The sequence below is a fragment of the Actinoplanes sp. CA-252034 genome, assembly GCF_050956125.1.
Lineage (GTDB): Bacteria > Actinomycetota > Actinomycetes > Mycobacteriales > Micromonosporaceae > Actinoplanes.
The window spans coordinates 7181160-7199034 of the sequence record NZ_CP191846.1 but is presented as its reverse complement, the minus strand read 5'-3'; the positions used below and the strand labels follow the sequence as shown (position 1 = coordinate 7199034).

Here is a 17875-nt window from a genome sequence, read left to right as displayed (position 1 = left end):
AAGGGATCATCGCGGGACGTAGGCTCCCATCGCCGCGCGGACCTCGCCGGACACCAGCCACGGGCCGACGGCGTCGGAGTGGTCCAGGCCGGCCGGGGTGAGGACGGTCCTGCTCTCGTCCAGCCAGCCGCGGTCGACCAGCTCGGTGAGCTGCGGGAAGTCGCCGGTGTGGTCGGTGCCGAACCGTTGCCGGTAAGCGGCCGCGTCCACGCCCTCGGCCCGCAGCAGGGACTTGAGCAGCCAACGGCGCCGCTGCTCGACCTCGTCCAGGTGGAAACCGAACTCCGCGTACCGGAAGTCGTCGGGTGGCCGGGAGAGGTAGTCGGTGAGGACCGCGCGGACCTCGGGCACCGCCACCGCGTAGTCGAACGAATAGTGCAGGGTCGTCGTGTACGACCGGGCGCCGCAGCCCAGCCCCACCATGCCGTCGTCCTGGCAGCAGTAGTCGGGCCCGTCCGGAACCGGCGCGTCGCTCCGGCGGAACTGGCGCATCGAATGCCGCACGTAACCGGCGCCGGTGAGCACGTCGACGGCCTGCCTGTACAGGTCGAGGCGTTGCCTGTCCCAGTCGGCGCGGGCGTGGGCGCGACGGCCCAGCCCGGTCAGCGGCCGCACGTAGAGCGGATACAGATACAGCTCCTCGGGCCGCCAGCGCAGCGCCTCGTCCAGCGAATGCTGCCACGTCCCGGCGGTCTGCCCGTCGATGCCGTAGATCAGGTCGACGTTGAGGACCGGGATCCGGGCGTCACGGATCGCCGCCAGCGCGGCCGTCACCTCGGCGAGGCGCTGCGGCCGGCCGGCGGCGCGCGCCTCGGCGTCGAGGAAGCTCTGCACCCCGATGCTGACCCGCGTGGTGCCGTGGGCGGCGAGCACCGCCAGCCGGTCCGGGGTGGCCGTGGCCGGTGAGGTCTCCACCGACAGCGGCACCGGCCCCGAGCCGAACACCCCGGCGACGATGGTGAACAGCTCCTCCAACTCGGGAGCGGTCAGATAGGTGGGGGTGCCGCCGCCGATCGCCAGTCGCGAGAACGACGCCGACGGCCCGAGACCGTCGCGGATCGCGGCCGCCTGGTGACGCAGCTGGGCCAGATAGGCGGTGACCTGCTCGTCGGGCGGGTTGGCGCGGGTGAACAGGTTGCAGAAGCCGCACCGCATCTCACAGAACGGCAGATGAACGTACCCGAAAAGAGAGTCCTGAGGCTCGGTCGCCCACACGTCCCGCAGCAGCGGGCGCGGGTCGAGCCGCCGGTAGGCGGTCTTGTGCGGATAGGCGTAGAGGTAACCCTGATAGGGGGAGTCGAGTCTCACCGGGCGTCCAGGATGAAGTCGGCGTACGGGACCGTCCACACGGACTCGTGGGCGACGCGGTGGCCGGTGTGGCCGTCCTCGCCGTAGAGAGTGCCGTGGTCGGAGCAGATGATCACCTGGCATGGGCGGCCACGGCTGGTGACGAGGGCGAACAGCCGGTCGAGTAGACCGTCGACGTATTCGAGGGCGGCGGCGTGCGTGGCCGGACCGTCGTCGGCCGCCCCCGGCAGGTAGTGCCGGTTCGGCTGATGCATGGCGGCCACGTTGACAAACGTGAACAGCGGCCGCTCCACCGGTAACCCGTCGATGATCATGGTGAGGCGGTCGATCTGGGCGCCGAGACAGTCGGGCGCCGTCACACCGAACGCCCTCTCCCAATGCGCCTCGGCGAACAGGCCCGGCAGCACCCGGCCCAGCGGCGTGGCCGGATTGAAGAAACCGACCCCGCCCAGGCAGACCGTGTGATATCCGGCGGCGGCCAGCGCGGTCGGCAGGTCTGGGGCGTCGAAGACATAGGTCCCCGGGCCGCTCGTCTCGCTGCCGCCGAACCTCGCCGCGAACAACCGCTCGTGCGGGCCCGGCGTCACCGGCGTCGGCAGGAACCCGGCGAAGAACGCATGATGCGCGGCGTAGGTGAAACTCGCCGGAGTGTGCCGCCGCTCCCACATCCCACCGGGCAAGACCTTCGCGAGGTACGGCGTACGCCCACCCGTCAGGCACTCCACCGCGATGTCGTGGCGCAACGTGTCGAGCGTGACGAACAGCAGGTCGTGACTTCCGATCAGCTCCCGCATCACGCACCCGCCCCGTCAATGATCGCGGCGGTGGGTGACGAGCCGGCCGTCGGGGCCGTCAACTGGGCGCCCATCGTGGCGGTGGGTGGCGAGCCGGCGGTCAGGGCCGCCACCTGGGCGCCCATCGTGGCGGTGGGTGACCAGCCGGCGGTCAGGGCCGCCACCTGGGCGCCGTAGGTGTCGACGCCGTCGGCCAGGACCCGGGGGAGCAGGTCACCGAAGGCGTTGACCTCGGCCACCGCGTGGTCGCGCCAGCCCGCACGGAACATCAGGTCCACGCCGGCGTGCAGGCTGCCCGGGAAACACGCCGCCACCCGGGCGCACGTCTCCATCGCCGCTGCCCAGGAGCGCTCGCCCGCCGCGGCCCGGACTGCGGCCACGTCGCCGCGGGCGTTGCCGAGGTGCAGGTTCGTCATCGGGGAGCGGCTGGTGCGGACCACCACGTGCCGTGGCTCACCGGCGATCACGACCACCCGCAGGTCCAGGACGCGATCGCCGAGAGCGGCTTTCGGGAACCACCGCTCGACGTGCAGGCCGTCCGGTCCCAGCCGGTCGACGATCGCTGCGATCGAGGCTTCGTCGTCGTATCGGCGGACCCGCAGGTTGTTGAAGATCTTGTCGCCGCTGAGCTCGACCGACGTGGCCGCGGTGACCCGCCGCCCGGAGGTGGCGAAGGCCAGCACCCCGGACGCCGAGGAACCGTGGGCCGGCTTGACGAACACCCGGCTCCAGCCGGCCTCGGCCATCGCGGCGCGCAGCGACGCGTAGTCGTGGACCGGCGGCAGCGCGGGCGGCACCGGGATGCCGGCCGCGGCCAACAGCGCGTGGCAGCGTGGCTTGTCACTCATGGTGAGGATGTCGCCCGGGTGGTTGAGCAGCGTGCCGCCGCCCGCCGCGACGCGGTCGAGGGCCTGCCGCAACCCGGCGAACGCCGCCGCGGTCCCCACGATCTCGCCGTGCTCGGCGGCCACCGCCGGCCGCCCGCTGCCGATCTCGCGCAGCAGTCGGTCGACCTCCGCGTCCTCCCCGGGCGACTCGATCCGCACAAGCGTCCCGGGCCCGGGACGCGGAGAGACGGAACCGCCTGAGGACCCGCCGAAGGAGGGGAGATCGGCGGGAAAAGGTCCGGAGGCCGCGGAGGTGGGGAGATCGGCGGGGAAAGGTCCGGAGGCCGCGGAGGTGGGGAGATCGGCGGGGAAAGGTCCGGAGGCCGCGGAGGTGGGGAGATCGGCGGGGAAAGGTCCGGAGGCCGTCGGGGAGTCGCCGGGGGAGGAGAGCGCGGCGCGGTAGGTGCCGGAGGGGGAGAGGGCCGCGGGGAAGCCTCCGGAGGTGGAGGGCGTCGCGGCCGGCGACAGCACGTCTCGCCACGGGTAGACGACCGGTGCGGGGAGGCCGGCCCGCAGGACGGCCTCGGTGAACAGGGCCACCCGGCGGTTGTCCGGGTTTCCGACGACGGCGAGGCGCACTACTCGGCCACCGCGGTGTAGCGGCCCCACTCCTCTTCCTGCTGTGGGTCGGAGACGTCGACCTCGACGCCGGGCAGCTCGTCGATCATGCGCTGGGCCATCTCGGTGGACATGAAGTGGTGGCTGAGGTCCAACCGGCGCAGGTGGGTGAGGGGCTGACCGGCCAGGAGGGTCTCGGCGCCGGTGTCGCCGAGCACGCCCATGGACAGGTCCAGGTCGGTCAGGCGGGCCACGACCGGCGCGGCGGCGACGGCCGTCGCGACCTCCTCGGCGATCTCGGCGTTACGCAGGCCCAGGTAGGTGAGGGCGGGCAGGGAACGGCCGGCCAGGATCGGGGCGAGGTCGTCGGCGCGGGCGTCGCCCCCATACTCGTTGACGCCCAGCCACAGCTCCAGACGGGTCAGGTTGGGCAGATCGCTGGCGGCGACCGCACGGACCACCTCGGCGGGCAGGCCCCGGACTGGAAGACCAGCTCGCGTAGACCCTCGTGACGCACCGGCTTGAGCTCGAGACTCTCGGCGCCGCGGATCCAGAGACTCTCGAGGGCCGGGAACGCCTCGATCAGCGGGGTGACGTCGGCCTGGTGGATCCAGGAGATCTCGCACTCCTCGCCGGTGAGCTCGCCGACGAACAGCGCCCTCAGCCCGCTCAGCCGGGAGACGTTGTCGATGAGCAACTGGTACGGGAAGGAGGAGTCGTAGGCGGACCCCCACTCGCCGATGATCAGCGCGGTCGGGCCGGTCGGGCCGGTGCGTTGCAGCAGCTGCTCGAAGGCGGCCTGGAACTCCTCCGGCGGGGCCTCGAACTCCTCCATGCTGATCCGCCAGGCGACGGCGCCCGGATCGGCGACGGCCACCTCCTCGTTGTCGGCCGCGACCACGGGCAGCCCCGCAAAGATCTCCACGTGCTCGTAAATGCCCACAGGACTCCCCTAGTCCGTAACCGAAGCTCACCGGAACAGTGCCGAGAACCTAGCAGTCCCCACCGACACTTTCGCGCCGCGCGTAACCCCTCGGAGAGGCCTCGCGCGGAAAGGTCACCACTGCGGCACCGCGCCGCCGGATGACGGCGCTCGCCCCGTCCTCAGACGTTTCGTGGTGGCCGGCCTCCGGAGGCGGGCGCGCCGGCGGCGGTCCGCTGCCCTCGACGGGTGGAGTCGGCCAGGCTGTCGGCGGCGTGTTGCTCGCGGTCCGCGGCAGTGGGCAGGCCGTCGATCAGGTTGTCGAGGCGTTTGAGGTACGGGTCGCCGGCGTCGGCGTGGTAGTCGTCGGGGCGGGTGCCGTCGTCGCCGTCACGGAGACCGGCAGCCCGCGCGAGCAGGGTGAGCACGACCGTGACGCAGAGGTTGACGGCGAGCGCGACCACGCCGACGTAGACGCTACGGCCGTCGCCGATCGACCAGCTGGAACCGCCGAAGTGCTCGGCGACGACCCGGCCGGTCGCGTCCAGTCTCGGAATGTCCCAGAGCAGGATTAGGCCGGTGAGGAGCCCGCTGATCAGCCCGGCGGTGAGCGCGGCCCGGTGGAACCAGCCGGTGAGCAGGCCGAGGAAGACCGCCGGGATGGTCTGCAGGATGAGCACCCCGCCGATCAGTTGCAGGTCGACGGAGAACGCCGGGTCGACGGCCAGGATGAGGGCGGCCGCGCCGAACTTGACGACCAGCGACACCCATCGGCTGACCCATGCCTCCGTCGCGGGGGTGGCGTCCGGTCGCAGATAGGTGCGGTAGAGGCTGCGGGTGAACGCGTTGGCGGCGGCGATCGACATGACGGCGGCCGGGATGAGGGCGGCGATGCTGAGTGCCGCATACGCCACACCCGCCGACCAGCTGGGAAAATACTCGTGGATGAGCCGCGGCACCACGGTGTTGAGGTCGCCGTCGGCCGGTGTCACGCCCCGGGCCAGCGCGAAGATCCCCAGCATGGCCATCAGGCCGAGCGCCATGCAGTAGACGGGCAGAGCCGCGGCGTTGCGCCGGACAGTGTCGCGGTCCTTGGCGGCGAGCATGCCGACCAGCGCGTGCGGGTAGGCGAAGATGGCCAGCGCCGACCCGACGACCAGGGTGAGGAAGCCGAGGTGCCCGGTCTCCGGTAGCAGCAGGCCGTCGGCCGGGTTGGGCGTGGCCGCGAACCGGGCGGCGGCCCCGCGGAAGGCGCTGCCCCAGCCGCCGTACATGGCCACCATCAGCGCCGCGGTGATCAGCATCCAGGCGAGCAGCACGTCCTTGACCACGGACAGCAGGGCGGGCGCCCGCAGCCCGGAGCGGAACGTGCAGATCGACACGAGCGTCACCGCGGCCAGCAGTGGCCACTCCCCACCGAACCCGACCGTCCGCAGCACCGCCTGCAACGAGATCAACTGCACCGCCACGTACGGGATCGTGGCGAGGATGCCGGTGACCGCGACCAGAGCGCCGAGCCCGGGCGACCCGAACCGGGCCGCCGCGAACTCGCTGTGGGTGAGAAAGCCGTGCCGTCGCGCCACCGACCACGCCCGGGTGGTGAAGATGAACGTCAGGGGCGTGGTGACGATCGCGAACGGCACGGCGAACCACCCGATCGCGCCGACGCCGTAGGTGAGCGCCGGCACCGCGATGAACGTGTACGCGCTGTACATGCTGCCGCCGAGCAGGAACCAGATGGTCCAGTTGCCGAACGCCCGCCCGCCGACGCTCCACTCCTCCAGGTGATAGGGGTCGGCGGGCCGGCGCCAGCGGGCGGCGCCGAAACCGAGCAGCACGACGCCCGCCATCAGGACCAGGAAGACGCCGACCTCGACGTCTCGATCGGTCACGGCCGGCCCTCGCGGGTGGCGAGGTAGACGACCGTGATCACAACCGTCGCGAGCAGCGCGCATGCGAACTGATACCAGAAGAAGAACGGGACGCCGAACAACGTCGGCTCGATCCGGTTGGCGAACGGGGTCAGCAGTGGGGCTGCGGTCGGTATGACCAACAGCCACTGCCAGTGACGCGAGCGGGTCGACATCGTCGTCTCCTGCTGTCGTGGGGCGCGGCGCGAGCCGCCGGAGTCCGGCCACGGCGAGGAGAACGCGGGACTTTTAGCACTGCTAGTGCCGAAACCGAGAAGACTGTTTTACCGCTCGATCTCCAAAGAGGAAAGACCCTGGTCGCAAACTCAGTCGTCGTCGCCGTCTTCGTCCGTGTCCGCCGTCTTGGTCACGGCCTTGTAGGAAGCGTCCAGATCGACATCCCACTCCTGACCGGCCGCGTCGCGGACCTCGGCCTCATAGGCGACGCCCTGATCGTCGGAGGCCTCGACCTCGAGAACGGTCCCGCCGGGGATCGCGGCCCGAGCGGCGTTCTCCGCCGACGTGCGCTCCTCGACGCTCAGCACCCGATCATCGGGATCCGGCCGACCGTCCGCGTTGGCGGCGGTCGCCCACACCGTGCCGCCGGCGCCGAGAGCCGCCACGAGGGCGATGCCGCCGATGATGGTGCGCTTGCTGCGAAGCTTGCTGGTGTCCATGAGCTGTGCCCTTCTCGAATGACCAACGAGTACGGCGACAGCGTGCGCCTCGGTCCCTGAATCTCCCCTGAACGCGCCTGAAAGGCTTTTCAGGAAGGCGGCAGGCGCACCGCTCAGGAAGGCGGCAGGCGCACCGCTCAGGAAGCCGGCAGGCGCACGGCTCAGGAGGCCGGCAGGCGCACCGCTCAGGAGGCCGGCAGGCGCACGACGAAACGGGCCCCACCCAGCGCCGACGCCGTCACCTCCACCGTGCCCTCGTGCGCGGCCACGATCTCCTTGACGATGGCCAGCCCCAGCCCACTGCCCCCGGCGTCGCGGTCACGGGCCTCGTCCAGCCGCACGAACCGCTCGAACACCCGCTCCCGCTCGCTCTCCGGGATCCCCGCGCCGTCGTCCTCGACCACCAGCTCCACCCCGTCAGGGTCGGCCCGGACGGCCACCACGACGGTGTCGTGGGCATGCCGGGCCGCGTTGTCGGCGAGGTTGCGGACCACTTGGGCCAGCGCCGTCGCGTCCCCCGCACCCGCCCCGCACCGACCCCGGACGCGTCGACCGTGAGCCCGGTCCTCCGCACCCGCCGGGCCTCGCCCAGCGCCAGATCGTCCACGTCCACGTCACGAAGCTCCCGCAGCCCCGCCCCGCCGGTGCGGGTGAGCAGCAGCAACTGCTCTACCAGGCGCTCCATCCGCGCGGACTCCTCGAGCACCGCCTCGGCCAGCTCGCCCTCGGGCAGTGCCCCGGGGTGCGATCGGGCGACCTCGGCCGCCTGCCGGATCCCCGCCAGGGGCGACCGGAGCTCGTGCGACGCGTCGGCAACGAACCGCTGCTGCCGCTCACGGGAGTCCTCCAGTCGGGTGAGCATCCGGTTCATGGTCGCCGCCAGCCGGTGGATCTCGTCCCGCGCGACCGGCTCCGGAACCCGCCGGTCCAGGCGCTCCCCGGTGATCTTCTCGACCTCCCGGCGGATCCGCTCGACCGGGGCCAGCGCCCCCGTCACCCCGATCCAGGTCACCCCACCGACCAGGATCAGCGCCCCCGGCACCCCCATCAGCAGCGGCGTGGCCAGCGCCTTGGTCGCGTCGTCGACCTCCTCCAAAGAGGCGAGGACCACCACGGTGTACGCCCCCGCGCGCTCCTCGACCCGGAGAGAGCGATCGTCGAGCCCCTCGGATGCCCGGACGACCGTGCCACTCGCATCCCGGATCTCCCACGCGAAGTCGTCGTCCTCATCCGGGGAGTCCGCGTCCTCAGCGGAGTCCGAGCCGGCGGAGGTGGCGGGTGGGGGGGAGGCGGGAGCAGGTGAGGAGGCGGTAAGGGGAGGCGAGCCGGCGGCGGCAGCAGGTGGGGAGGAGGCGGTAAGGGCTGGCGAGCCGGCGGAGGTGGCAGGTGGGGAGGCGGGAGCAGGTGAGGAGGCGGTAAGGGGAGGCGAGCCGGCGGCGGCAGCAGGTGGGGAGGAGGCGGTAAGGGCTGGCGAGCCGGCGGAGTTGGCGGGTGGGGACGAGGGCAGGGCAGGCGAGCCGGCGGGCGCGGCCGGGGAGGAGGCCGGTGGGAGACCCGAGGTCTCGATCTGTGCGACCAGCGCGGCCAGCCGGTTCTCTGCGGCGTCCTCGATGCCGCCCTCCAGCGACGACCGGGTCAGGAGCACCAACAGCACCGACCCGATCACGACGGCGACCGCCATCACCAGGACCGCGAGGGCGGTGGTCCGTAGCCGGATCGAGGCGCGCTCAACCACCGTCGCCGCCCAGCCGGTAGCCCGCGCCGCGCACGGTCTGGATCGCCTCGCGCCCGAACGGCCGGTCGATCTTGTTGCGGAGGTGCCGCACATACACCTCGACGATGTTGGGATCGCCGTCGAAGTCGGCGTCCCACACCGCATCGAGGATCCGCTGTTTCGACACCACGTCACCGGCGTTGCGGGCCAGGAACGCCAGCAGCGCGAACTCGCGGGCGGTCAGCTCGATCTCGGTCTCACCGCGCCACACCCGCCGCGCCGCCGGGTCGATCCGCAGGTCACCGGCGGTCAGCTGGACCGGCCGCTCCCGTGCCCCGCGGCGGGCCACCGCCCGCAGCCTGGCGACCAGCACCGGATAGGAGAACGGTTTCGTCAGGTAGTCGTCGGCGCCGGTGTCCAGGCCCTCGACCTGATCCCACTCGCCGTCCTTGGCGGTGAGCATCACGATCGGTGTCCAGTCCTCCTCGGCGCGCAGCGCGGCGCAGACCTGGTAGCCGTTGAGCCTGGGCAGCATCAGGTCGAGGACGATCACGTCGTAATCGTTCTCTCTGGCCAGCCAGAGACCGTCGACGCCGTCTGGTGCGACGTCGACCGCGAAGCCCTCGGCCTCCAGACCCACCCGCAACGACCAGGCGAGCCGTTTCTCGTCCTCCACGACGAGTACACGCATGGCGACCATCCTTGCCCACCGAAGCTGAAAGCACCCTGAACGGCCGACCCGCCTGCCGCGATCATCACGCCAATGGTTACCGTCGTGGTGGTTTCGACGGCCAGTGGTAGGGGGACAAGCGGTCGCGATGAACGGTGATGACAACCAGCCGTCTCCCGCGTATTTCTCCGCCGACCCCGCGGTCGGCGCCGACCTCGCCGCGGTCGACTGGGAGGCGACTCCACTCGGGCCACCTGACGGCTGGCCCCAGAGCCTTCAGACAGCGGTGAGCATCCTGCTGTCCTCGCGCTTCTCGATGTGGATGGCCTGGGGACCGCAACTCACCTTCTTCTGCAACGACGCCTACCGCCGTAACACGCTGGGCCGTAAGTACCCGTGGGCGTTGGGCCGCCCGGCGAGCGAGGTGTGGGCGGAGATCTGGGACGACATCGGGCCCCGCATCGACACCGTTCTGCGCACCGGGGAGGCGACCTGGGACGAGGCGCTCCTGCTCTTCCTGGAGCGCTCCGGCTATCCCGAGGAGTCGTATCACACGTTCTCCTACAGCCCGCTGCGCGACGACGACGGCGCGCTGGTCGGGATGCTCTGTGTGGTCAGCGAGGAGACCGATCGGGTGATCGGTGAGCGGCGCATGGCCACGCTGCGTGACCTCGGCTCGGACCCCAGCGTGGTCCGGACCCAGGAGGAGGTGCTCGCCTTCGTCGGGCGGCAGCTGGATCGCAACCGGCGCGATCTGCCGTTCACGCTGACGTACCTGTTCGGTGAGGACGGCCGGGCCCGGCTCGCGGCGTCCACCGGGATCGACGTCCGGCATCCGGCCGTGGCGCCGGAGACCTGGCCCGGGGCCCGGCTGGCCGGTGGCGAGCCGGTGCTGGCCGACCTCGGCCGCTGGGACGGGCTGCCCGCCGGCGACTGGGCGGACCCGCCGATTCAGGCCCTCGCCGTGCCGCTGCTGCGCCAGGGCGACACCCCGTACGGTTTCCTGGTCGCCGGACTCAACCGGTACCGGCCGCTCGACGACGCCTATCGCGGCTTCCTCGAGCTGACCGCCGGCCACGTGGCCGCGGGGATCGCCGGCGCCCGCAGCTATCAGACGCAGCAGCGCCGGGCCGAGGAGCTGGCCGAGCTCGACCGGGCGAAGACCGCCTTCTTCTCGAACATCAGCCACGAGTTCCGTACCCCCCTGACGTTGATCATGGGTCCGGTGGAGGAGCTCCTCGCCGGCGCCGGTGAGGAGACCCGGGCGGACCTGGAGGTCATCCACCGCAACGGGCTGCGCCTCGGCAAGCTGGTCAACACGCTGCTCGACTTCTCGCGCATCGAGGCCGGCAAGATGCAGGCCCGCTTCGAGACGGCCGACCTGTCCGCCGCCACGGCCGAGCTGGCCAGTGTCTTCCGGTCGGCGATCGAGCGGGCCGGGCTGACCCTCGACGTGGAGTGCCCGCCGCTGCCCGAGCCGGTCCACCTGGACCCGGGGATGTGGGAGAAGGTCGTCCTCAACCTGCTCAGCAACGCCCTGAAGTTCACCTTCGACGGTGGCATCCGGGTGACCACGCGAGCGGAGGGTGGCGAGGCGGTCGTCACCGTCAGTGACACCGGCGTGGGTGTGTCCGAGGAGGAGATGCCCCGGCTGTTCGAGCGGTTCCACCGGATCGAGAATTCGCGATCACGCTCCAACGAGGGCAGCGGTATCGGCCTGGCGCTGGTCCGGGAGCTGGTCGGGCTGCACGGCGGCACGATCGACGCGGAGAGCGCCGTCGGGCGGGGGACGACGTTCACGATCCGTCTTCCGTTCGGCAGTGGGCACCTCCCGCCGTACGCGCTGAGGTCCCCCGGCGAAAGCCATGCCGACTCGTTCCTGCAGGAGGCCCTGCGGTGGCTCCCGGCCGGGGACGGACCGGCGATGACGCCGGAGGCGAGCGTCGTGGCCGACAGCGGCGCCGCCCTGCTCGTCGCCGACGACAACGCGGACATGCGCGACTACCTGACCCGGCTGCTGCGCTCCGCCGGGCACCGGGTGACCGCCGTCGGCGACGGCCGGCAGGCCCTGGAGGCCGCGCGGGCCGTCACCCCCGACCTGATCGTCAGCGACGTCATGATGCCGCACCTCGACGGGTTGCAACTGGTCGCGGCCCTGCGCTCGGATCCGCGGACGGCGAGCACGCCGGTCCTGCTTCTGTCCGCGCGTGCCGGTCAGGAGGCGTCGATCGAGGGTCTGGAGGCCGGCGCCGACGACTACCTTTTCAAACCGTTCTCCGCCGCCGAGCTGCTGGCCCGGGTGCGTGCCAACGTCGAGCTGGCCCGCCTGCGCAACCACCACGCCCGCTGGCGGACCGCGCTGATCGACTCGCTGCAGGAGGCGTTCTTCGTCGGCGACGAGAACGGCGCGATCATCGAGATCAACAGCGCATTCACCGACATCCTGGGGTACGGGCCGGACGGGCTGCCGTACCTCCCGGTCCATCCGTGGTGGCCGGACTCCGCCACCGACCCGGAGGCGCACCGGGCGGTGGCGAACGCCTTCGCGATGCTGCTCGAGGAGCCGCACGGCACCTACACCATCCCGGTCGTGCACCGCGACGGCCGGCGGCTGTGGGCAGCGGCCTCGTTCAACCAGGTCCACGACCCGGACACGGGTAAGCGGGTGATCGTCGGCACGTTCCGTGACGTCACCGCCGAGCACTACACGATCCAGCGCGACAGCGCCCTCGCGGCTCTCGGCATGCGCCTCGCCGAGGCGGAGAACCTCGGCGGCGCCGTCGAGGCGGTCCTGCGGGTGCTCCAGGACATCTGGCAGGCGAGGTACGTGCTGGCGACCGTCTTCGCGGAGCGGGCCGACCCGATCGTGACCGCCACCGACCCCGCGCTGACCTGGGACACCCTCCCCGATGACCAGCGCCGGTCGATCCTCGCGCTCCGTGACCGGCCGCCGTTCACCCCGGCCGGCACCGGCATCGTCATGGACCACCCGCACGGTGTCATGACCCTGTGGATCGAGCCCGGCCCGCAGCGCCCGTTCACCGCACCGGACGAGACCCTGCTCGCCCTGCTCGCCGGCCGGCTCAGCCAGGGCCTGCGCCGCATCGACCAGATCGACCAGCAGCGGGAGACGGCACTCGCCCTGCAGCGCGCCATCCTCGGCCCGGACGACCTGCCCAGTGGGTTCGCGGTCCGCTACGAGCCGGCGACGCGTCCGTTGAAGGTCGGCGGCGACTGGTACGACACGATCGAGCTCCCCGACGGCCGGATCGGCATCGTGGTCGGCGACTGCGTCGGCCACGGCCTGCAGGCGGCGACCGTGATGGGTCAGCTCCGCAGCGCCTGCCGGGCCCTGCTCCTGCAGGACACCAGCCCGGCGCAGACACTGATGGCGCTCGACCGGTTCGCCGCCGTGCTGCCCGGCGCCGTGTGCGCCACGGTGTTCTGCGGGATCCTCGACCCCGGGACCGGTCACCTGGTCTACTCCAGCGCGGGGCACCCACCGGCGATCGTCGGCCGGGCGGACGGCACCACCCAGCTGCTCGACGGCGGCCGGTCCCGGCCGGTGGCGGTGCGGCCCGGCGTGGAGCGCCCCGACGCCGAGTACGTGGTTCCGCCGCGGGCCACGCTGCTGCTCTACACCGACGGCCTGGTCGAACGCCGCCGTCGCCCGCTGTCCACCGGCATCGGCGAGGCCAGCGTCGCCGTCCAGCACGGGCTGGGCACCCCGATCGAGGACCTGGCCACCGAGATCATGAACCGGATGGCCCCCGAGACCGGCTACGACGACGACGTCGCCCTGCTCCTCTACCGGCACCCCGGGCCGCTGGAGCTGGAGTTCGCCGCCGAATCGACCCGGCTCGCCCCGGTCCGCTCCGCCCTGCGCGGCTGGCTCGACCGGTGCGGCATCGACCCCACCACCGTTCAGAACGTGCTGGTCGCGGCCGGGGAGGCATGCGCCAACGCGATCGAGCACGGGCATCGGGAGCACCCCGGTGGCCGCATCCGGCTGCGGGCCGCCGCGACCGCCGGCGACCTGCGCCTCACGATCTCCGACAGCGGCAGCTGGAAGGCGCCCGACCCATCCGCCAGCCCGTACCGCGGTCGGGGGATCAAGCTCATGCGCGCCTTCATGCACACTGTCACCGTCACCTCCGGAACGACCGGCACCGTCGTCGACATGCAGGCGAGGCTAACCTGATGACCACCGAGCTCACCCTCACGACGGGCTCCGGCCCGGACGGTGCCGTCGTCCTCACCGCCTCCGGCGAGATCGACATGAGCAACGCCGAGACCTTCGCCGGCGCGCTGACCCGCGCGGTCGCGGGCGCGGCCGGCGGGCGCCTGATGGTCGACATGACCGCGGTCCAATACCTCGACAGCGCCGGTCTCTCGGCGCTCTTCGCCCAGGCCGATCACATCGAGTTGCGTACGGGACCCCTGCTCGCCCCCCTGCTGGAGATCTCCGGCCTGACCGAGCTCACCACGGTCCACCACGTCTGACCCCGCCCTCCGCCTCGCCTCGCCTCGCCCCACCCGCCTCGCCTCGCTGATCCGGCCTGTTCCGCCGATCCGGTCGCCCGCGCCGGGCCGCAGCCGGTCAGGAATCGAGAAGCCCGAGCCGGGTTCCCGTCGTTAGCGTCTGCTCATGACCTGGAAGAATCGCATCCGCAGCATCCACCGCTGGACCTCGGCCGTCTTCACCGCGACCGTCGTCCTGACGTTCGTCGCCCTCGCCCAGAAGGACCCGATCGTCTGGGTCTCCTACGTGCCGCTGCTCCCGCTGGCCGTGCTCATGATCACCGGCCTGTACCTGTTCGTCCTGCCGTACACCCGCCGTCGCCAGCCGCTTGATCAGTGACCGCACGACGATCAGCGGCACGACGCCGACCACGCCGAACGAGATGTCGATCAGCGTCCACCCGAACGGCAACCCCCGGACCGGCCCGGCGATGAGCGCCAGCGGAACGATCCCGGCGCAGCAGATCATGCCCCACTCGACCACCCACACGTTGCGCACCGGGTCCCGCCACGGCGCCCAGAACGCCGCAGCGATGACCAGATGCGCGAACGCGAGCCAGTCCGTCCCGTAGGCGACGAACGGGTAGTCACGTGCGGTGACGGTGAGTCCGTCCCGCACCCGTTCCACCCACGCGACGAGCCCGTCCGGCGCGGCGGGTAGCCAGTGCAGCAGGTCGGCCAGCAGTCGGATCTCGGTGACCAGCGGAAAAGCGGTGAGGCCGCTGACCACCAGCCCGGTGATGAAGACGCCCAGCCACGCTCTGATCCATCCCATCGTGCTCATGCCCGCACGGTAGAACGAGGCCCGGCCGGCGGGCCCGGTCGCACACGGAACCTCCACCGAACCCGCCGGTCGCCCACACCTCAGGCGGGATCGGCGAGGACGGACGGGCGGCGGGTCCCAGGGAAGGCGCGGCCGGCGGGAGCGGGGGAGGACGGCCGCGAGCCGAAGGCGGGCGGCCGGGAGACGGCAGTGGGCCCGGGCGGGGTCAGCTGGGGGCAGGGGACGGTATCGGGCCGCGGTCGACGAAGCTGAAGGTGGTCAGCGGCGGGGCGTCGCCGACGTGTTCGACGTAGAAGCCGCCGGCTCCCTCGTTGGCGTCGGCGTCCCACTGCACAAAACCGTGCGCGTCGTTGTAGAGGTTGAAGCGAGGGCGGTTCTTGTCGTCCTTCTGCTTGGTGGGGATCAGCTGGAACAGGGTGCCGTCGCTGGTGGCGCACTCGGTCCCGACCAGTTTGGCCGACGCGTCGGCGATGATCCGCACGCCGATGCACACCTCTTCGCCGTTCGGGTCGTACAGGGCGCGGATCAGGTAGTCCACACCCACCGGGACGAGCGCGAACTCCGATTTGGCGCCGGTTCCGTCACCGGCCTCGACCTCGCTGAAGTGCGTGTCGAGTGCCAGGTCGCGGTCGAACTCGGCGACGTGGATCAGGGTGCGGTTCTTGCCGGCCTTGATGGCCTTCAGCCGTTCCTCGGCGGTCGGTGTGTGCCCCGCCTTCGGTGACGTGGACGGCGACACCGGCGCCGACGGTGGTGCGGCCGACGCGTTGGAGCCGGCCGCCGTGTCACTCGGGGCGGACAGGCCCTTGTAGCGGATCAGCACGCCCACACCGGTGGCCAGCACCACGGCCACCGCGGTGGCGACGACCGCGAGGGTACGGCGGCGGCGGGGGCGTCGCGGCACGGCGTCCGGGCCTGCCGGGACCGGCGGATGCGCCGTGGTCGCCGGATGCGGCCCGGCCGGCGCGGAGGGCACGGGTGAGAAGGGCGCCGAGGCGGCGATGGGCGCCGGGGGAGACGACGGCGCGATGGCCGCCAGGAGAACGGTGTCGTCCAGCGGTGGCCGCACCGGGCCGCCGGCCAGCAGCAGATCGAGCAGCTCGCGGGCGGTGGGCCGGTCGTCGGGCTCCTTGGCCAGCGCCCGCCCGACCGGCCCGCGCAGTGACTCGGGCAGACCGGAGAGGTCGGGCGCCTGGGTGAGGATCCGCATCGCGGTGGCCGGGGCGGACTCGGCGGCGAACGGGGTACGGCCGGTCGCGGCGTAGGCGACGACGGCGCCCCACGCGAAGATGTCGGCGGCGGCGGTGACGGGCCGCCCGTCGACCGGGTCGAAGCGCTCCGGCGCCATGTACGCCACCGTGCCGACCAGCTGATCGGTACGGGTGTGCTGACTGGTCGCCTCGAACGCCCGGGCGATGCCGAAGTCGATCACCTTGATGCCGCCGCGGGCGAACAGCACGTTGCCGGGCTTGAGGTCGCGGTGGATGACGCCCGCGCCGTGGATGGCGGTGAGTGCGGTGGCGATGCCGACGGCCACGCCGTGCAGGGCGGCGCCCGACAGCGCGCCCTTGGCCTTGATCTCGGCGGCCAGGCTCGGCCCGTCCACGAACTCGACGACCAGGTAGGGCGGCTCGTGGTCGGGGTCGGCGTCGAGGACCTCGGCCGTGGAGAACGGCGGCACCTGCTTCGCCCGGGTGACCTCGCTGCGGAACCGGGCCCGGAACTCGCTCTCGTCGGCGAACTCGGGCCGGACCATCTTGATCGCCACGGGCCGGCCGTCCGGGTCACGGCCCAGGAACACCGTCCCCATGCCGCCTTCGCCGAGTCGTCCGACCAACTCGTACCGGCCGAGGGCGACCGGGTCTCCCGGACGCAGCGGCATGTTCATCTGGGTCTCATCCTCTCGGGCCGTCGCGCCCCGGGAGTCTACTCAAGGTGATCACGCTTCTTGGACACCGCGTCGATGTCGGTTTGACGACGGATTGCCCGGCGGCGTGCGGTGAGGTGGCCGCGGTCAGGTAACCGGCGGCCGGGTGGAGCCGCGCACCCGCAGGCTGGTGGCCACGACGTGCTGCCGTCGCTCGGTGCGTCCCTGCAGGCGTTCCAGCAGCAGCTTCGCCGCCCGGGCGCCCATCTCGGCGCCCTGCTGGTCGACCGAGGTCAGGTCGATGAGCGGATGCTGCGCCATGTCGGTGTTGTCGTAGCCGGCGACCGAGACCTGCCCGAGGCGTCCGGCCGCCGCCACGCCGGCCAGCACGATGAGGGCGATGTCGTCGTGGCCGGCGAAGATCGCCGTCGGTGGGGACGGCAGCGCCAGCAGTCGCGCCGTCGCCTCCCGGACGCCGGTGTCGCCGTCCTCCCAGCGGGCCACCTCGATGATCGGGTCGAGCCCGGCCGCCGCCATCCGCGACCGGTAGACGGCGACGCGGACGACGTGCGGGGTGACCGGGGTGGCCACGGTGACGGCCTCCGGCTCGGTGAGGTGGGCGATCCGCCGGTGGCCGAGAGCGAACAGGTGGTCCATCACGGCCCCGGCGCCGGCCTCGTCGTCGCCGACCACGGTGTCGTACGCCTCGGGGTCGTCGTGGCGCCCGAGCATGACCATCGGCACCCGCCGGGCGAGATCCTCCAGCCAGGGCGGGTCGACGCGGGGTGACACGGCGATGATCCCGTCGACGAGGCCGTCGGCGAGTGATTCGAGGGTGCTGTACTCGGGGCCGTCGGCGGGCGCGAGGACCAGCTGGTAGGGGGTGCCGGCGACGGCCCGGTTGGCGCCCTCGACGATCTGGCTCATGAACCGGGCGCTGACGTAGGGGATCTCCAGGCCGATCCGGTAGCTGGACCCGCGCAGGGCCCGCGCGGCGACGCTGGGCCGGTAGCCGAGCTCCTCGATGGCGGCTTCGACGCGCCGGCGCATGCCGGGGCTCACCCCGTACGCGTTGCGGATCACCTTCGACACCGCGGCCCGGGAGACGCCCGCGGCCGCGGCCACGTCACTGATCGTGACGCCCCGGCCCCTCGTGATCGACATATGCCTCACTGTAGACCGTTCTCCGCAGCTCGGAACGGCGGGTTCACCAATCTTTGAAACGTTTCGAGTTGCGTCTTGTGTCGCCGACGTAGATCGGTC

15 protein-coding genes and 1 pseudogene are annotated in these 17875 nt (G+C 72.0%); 2 read left to right on the top strand and 14 right to left on the bottom strand.

All coding sequences use genetic code 11. The features are described 5' to 3' along the window. Positions 1–6: 6 nt before the first annotated feature. From ACQPZW_RS32775 to ACQPZW_RS32725, 11 genes and pseudogenes are all read right to left on the bottom strand, one after another. Positions 7–1308 carry an STM4012 family radical SAM protein gene (locus ACQPZW_RS32775; protein ID WP_433789881.1) on the bottom strand — a complete coding sequence of 434 codons (1302 nt, stop codon included), beginning with the start codon at positions 1306–1308 and terminating at the stop codon, positions 7–9. Continuing rightward, positions 1305–2102, bottom strand: a complete 798-nt coding sequence (locus ACQPZW_RS32770) for an STM4013/SEN3800 family hydrolase (protein ID WP_433789880.1) — start codon at positions 2100–2102, stop codon at positions 1305–1307. Before ACQPZW_RS32770 ends, ACQPZW_RS32775 begins: the two co-directional genes overlap by 4 nt. After that, positions 2102–3568 carry an STM4014 family protein gene (locus tag ACQPZW_RS32765; protein ID WP_433789879.1) on the bottom strand — a complete coding sequence of 489 codons (1467 nt, stop codon included), beginning with the start codon at positions 3566–3568 and terminating at the stop codon, positions 2102–2104. Before ACQPZW_RS32765 ends, ACQPZW_RS32770 begins: the two co-directional genes overlap by 1 nt. Beyond that, the gene (locus ACQPZW_RS32760; protein WP_433789878.1) at positions 3568–4008 is read right to left on the bottom strand and encodes a hypothetical protein; all 441 of its coding nucleotides are present in this window, start codon (positions 4006–4008) and stop codon (positions 3568–3570) included. The genes ACQPZW_RS32765 and ACQPZW_RS32760 overlap by 1 nt, the downstream gene beginning before the upstream one ends. After that, entirely contained in the window at positions 3969–4490 is a 522-nt protein-coding gene (locus tag ACQPZW_RS32755) for a hypothetical protein (RefSeq protein WP_433789877.1), read from the bottom strand. Before ACQPZW_RS32755 ends, ACQPZW_RS32760 begins: the two co-directional genes overlap by 40 nt. Before the next feature lie 161 nt (positions 4491–4651). Then, positions 4652–6319, bottom strand: a complete 1668-nt coding sequence (locus ACQPZW_RS32750; protein ID WP_433797680.1) for a sodium:solute symporter family protein — start codon at positions 6317–6319, stop codon at positions 4652–4654. A gap of 38 nt (positions 6320–6357) precedes the next feature. After that, positions 6358–6555 (bottom strand): DUF3311 domain-containing protein, encoded by a 198-nt coding sequence (locus ACQPZW_RS32745; protein ID WP_433789876.1) that lies wholly within the window; start codon positions 6553–6555, stop codon positions 6358–6360. A 150-nt stretch (positions 6556–6705) separates the two neighbouring features. Further along, entirely contained in the window at positions 6706–7056 is a 351-nt protein-coding gene (locus ACQPZW_RS32740) for a PepSY domain-containing protein (RefSeq protein ID WP_433789875.1), read from the bottom strand. 185 nt (positions 7057–7241) lie between these two features. Continuing rightward, positions 7242–7550 carry an ATP-binding protein gene (locus tag ACQPZW_RS32735; protein WP_433789874.1) on the bottom strand — a complete coding sequence of 103 codons (309 nt, stop codon included), beginning with the start codon at positions 7548–7550 and terminating at the stop codon, positions 7242–7244. A 212-nt stretch (positions 7551–7762) separates the two neighbouring features. After that, a pseudogene (locus ACQPZW_RS32730) lies at positions 7763–8104 on the bottom strand (HAMP domain-containing protein); the annotation flags it as partial. Positions 8105–8783: 679 nt separating this feature from the next. Continuing rightward, complete coding sequence (locus ACQPZW_RS32725; protein ID WP_433789873.1) at positions 8784–9461, bottom strand: response regulator transcription factor; 678 nt, start codon at positions 9459–9461, stop codon at positions 8784–8786. A 127-nt stretch (positions 9462–9588) separates the two neighbouring features. Between ACQPZW_RS32725 and ACQPZW_RS32720 the strand changes: the two genes are divergently transcribed. Beyond that, positions 9589–13641 (top strand): SpoIIE family protein phosphatase, encoded by a 4053-nt coding sequence (locus tag ACQPZW_RS32720; protein ID WP_433789872.1) that lies wholly within the window; start codon positions 9589–9591, stop codon positions 13639–13641. Further along, positions 13641–13943: an STAS domain-containing protein gene (locus ACQPZW_RS32715; protein WP_433789871.1), complete on the top strand. Its 303-nt coding sequence runs from the start codon at positions 13641–13643 to the stop codon at positions 13941–13943. Before ACQPZW_RS32720 ends, ACQPZW_RS32715 begins: the two co-directional genes overlap by 1 nt. Positions 13944–14040: 97 nt before the next feature. Here the strand turns inward: ACQPZW_RS32715 and ACQPZW_RS32710 are convergent, their stop codons facing one another. The 3 genes from ACQPZW_RS32710 to ACQPZW_RS32700 all read right to left on the bottom strand — a co-directional run bounded on the left by ACQPZW_RS32710 (position 14041) and on the right by ACQPZW_RS32700 (position 17776). Then, positions 14041–14745, bottom strand: coding sequence for a hypothetical protein (locus ACQPZW_RS32710; RefSeq protein ID WP_433789870.1), 705 nt, complete (start codon positions 14743–14745; stop codon positions 14041–14043). A 205-nt stretch (positions 14746–14950) separates the two neighbouring features. Then, on the bottom strand, positions 14951–16633 hold the full coding sequence (locus tag ACQPZW_RS32705) for a serine/threonine protein kinase (RefSeq protein WP_433789869.1): 1683 nt from the start codon (positions 16631–16633) through the stop codon (positions 14951–14953). Between the two features lie 126 nt (positions 16634–16759). After that, positions 16760–17776: a LacI family DNA-binding transcriptional regulator gene (locus tag ACQPZW_RS32700; RefSeq protein ID WP_433789868.1), complete on the bottom strand. Its 1017-nt coding sequence runs from the start codon at positions 17774–17776 to the stop codon at positions 16760–16762. Between the last annotated feature and the right edge of the window lie 99 nt (positions 17777–17875).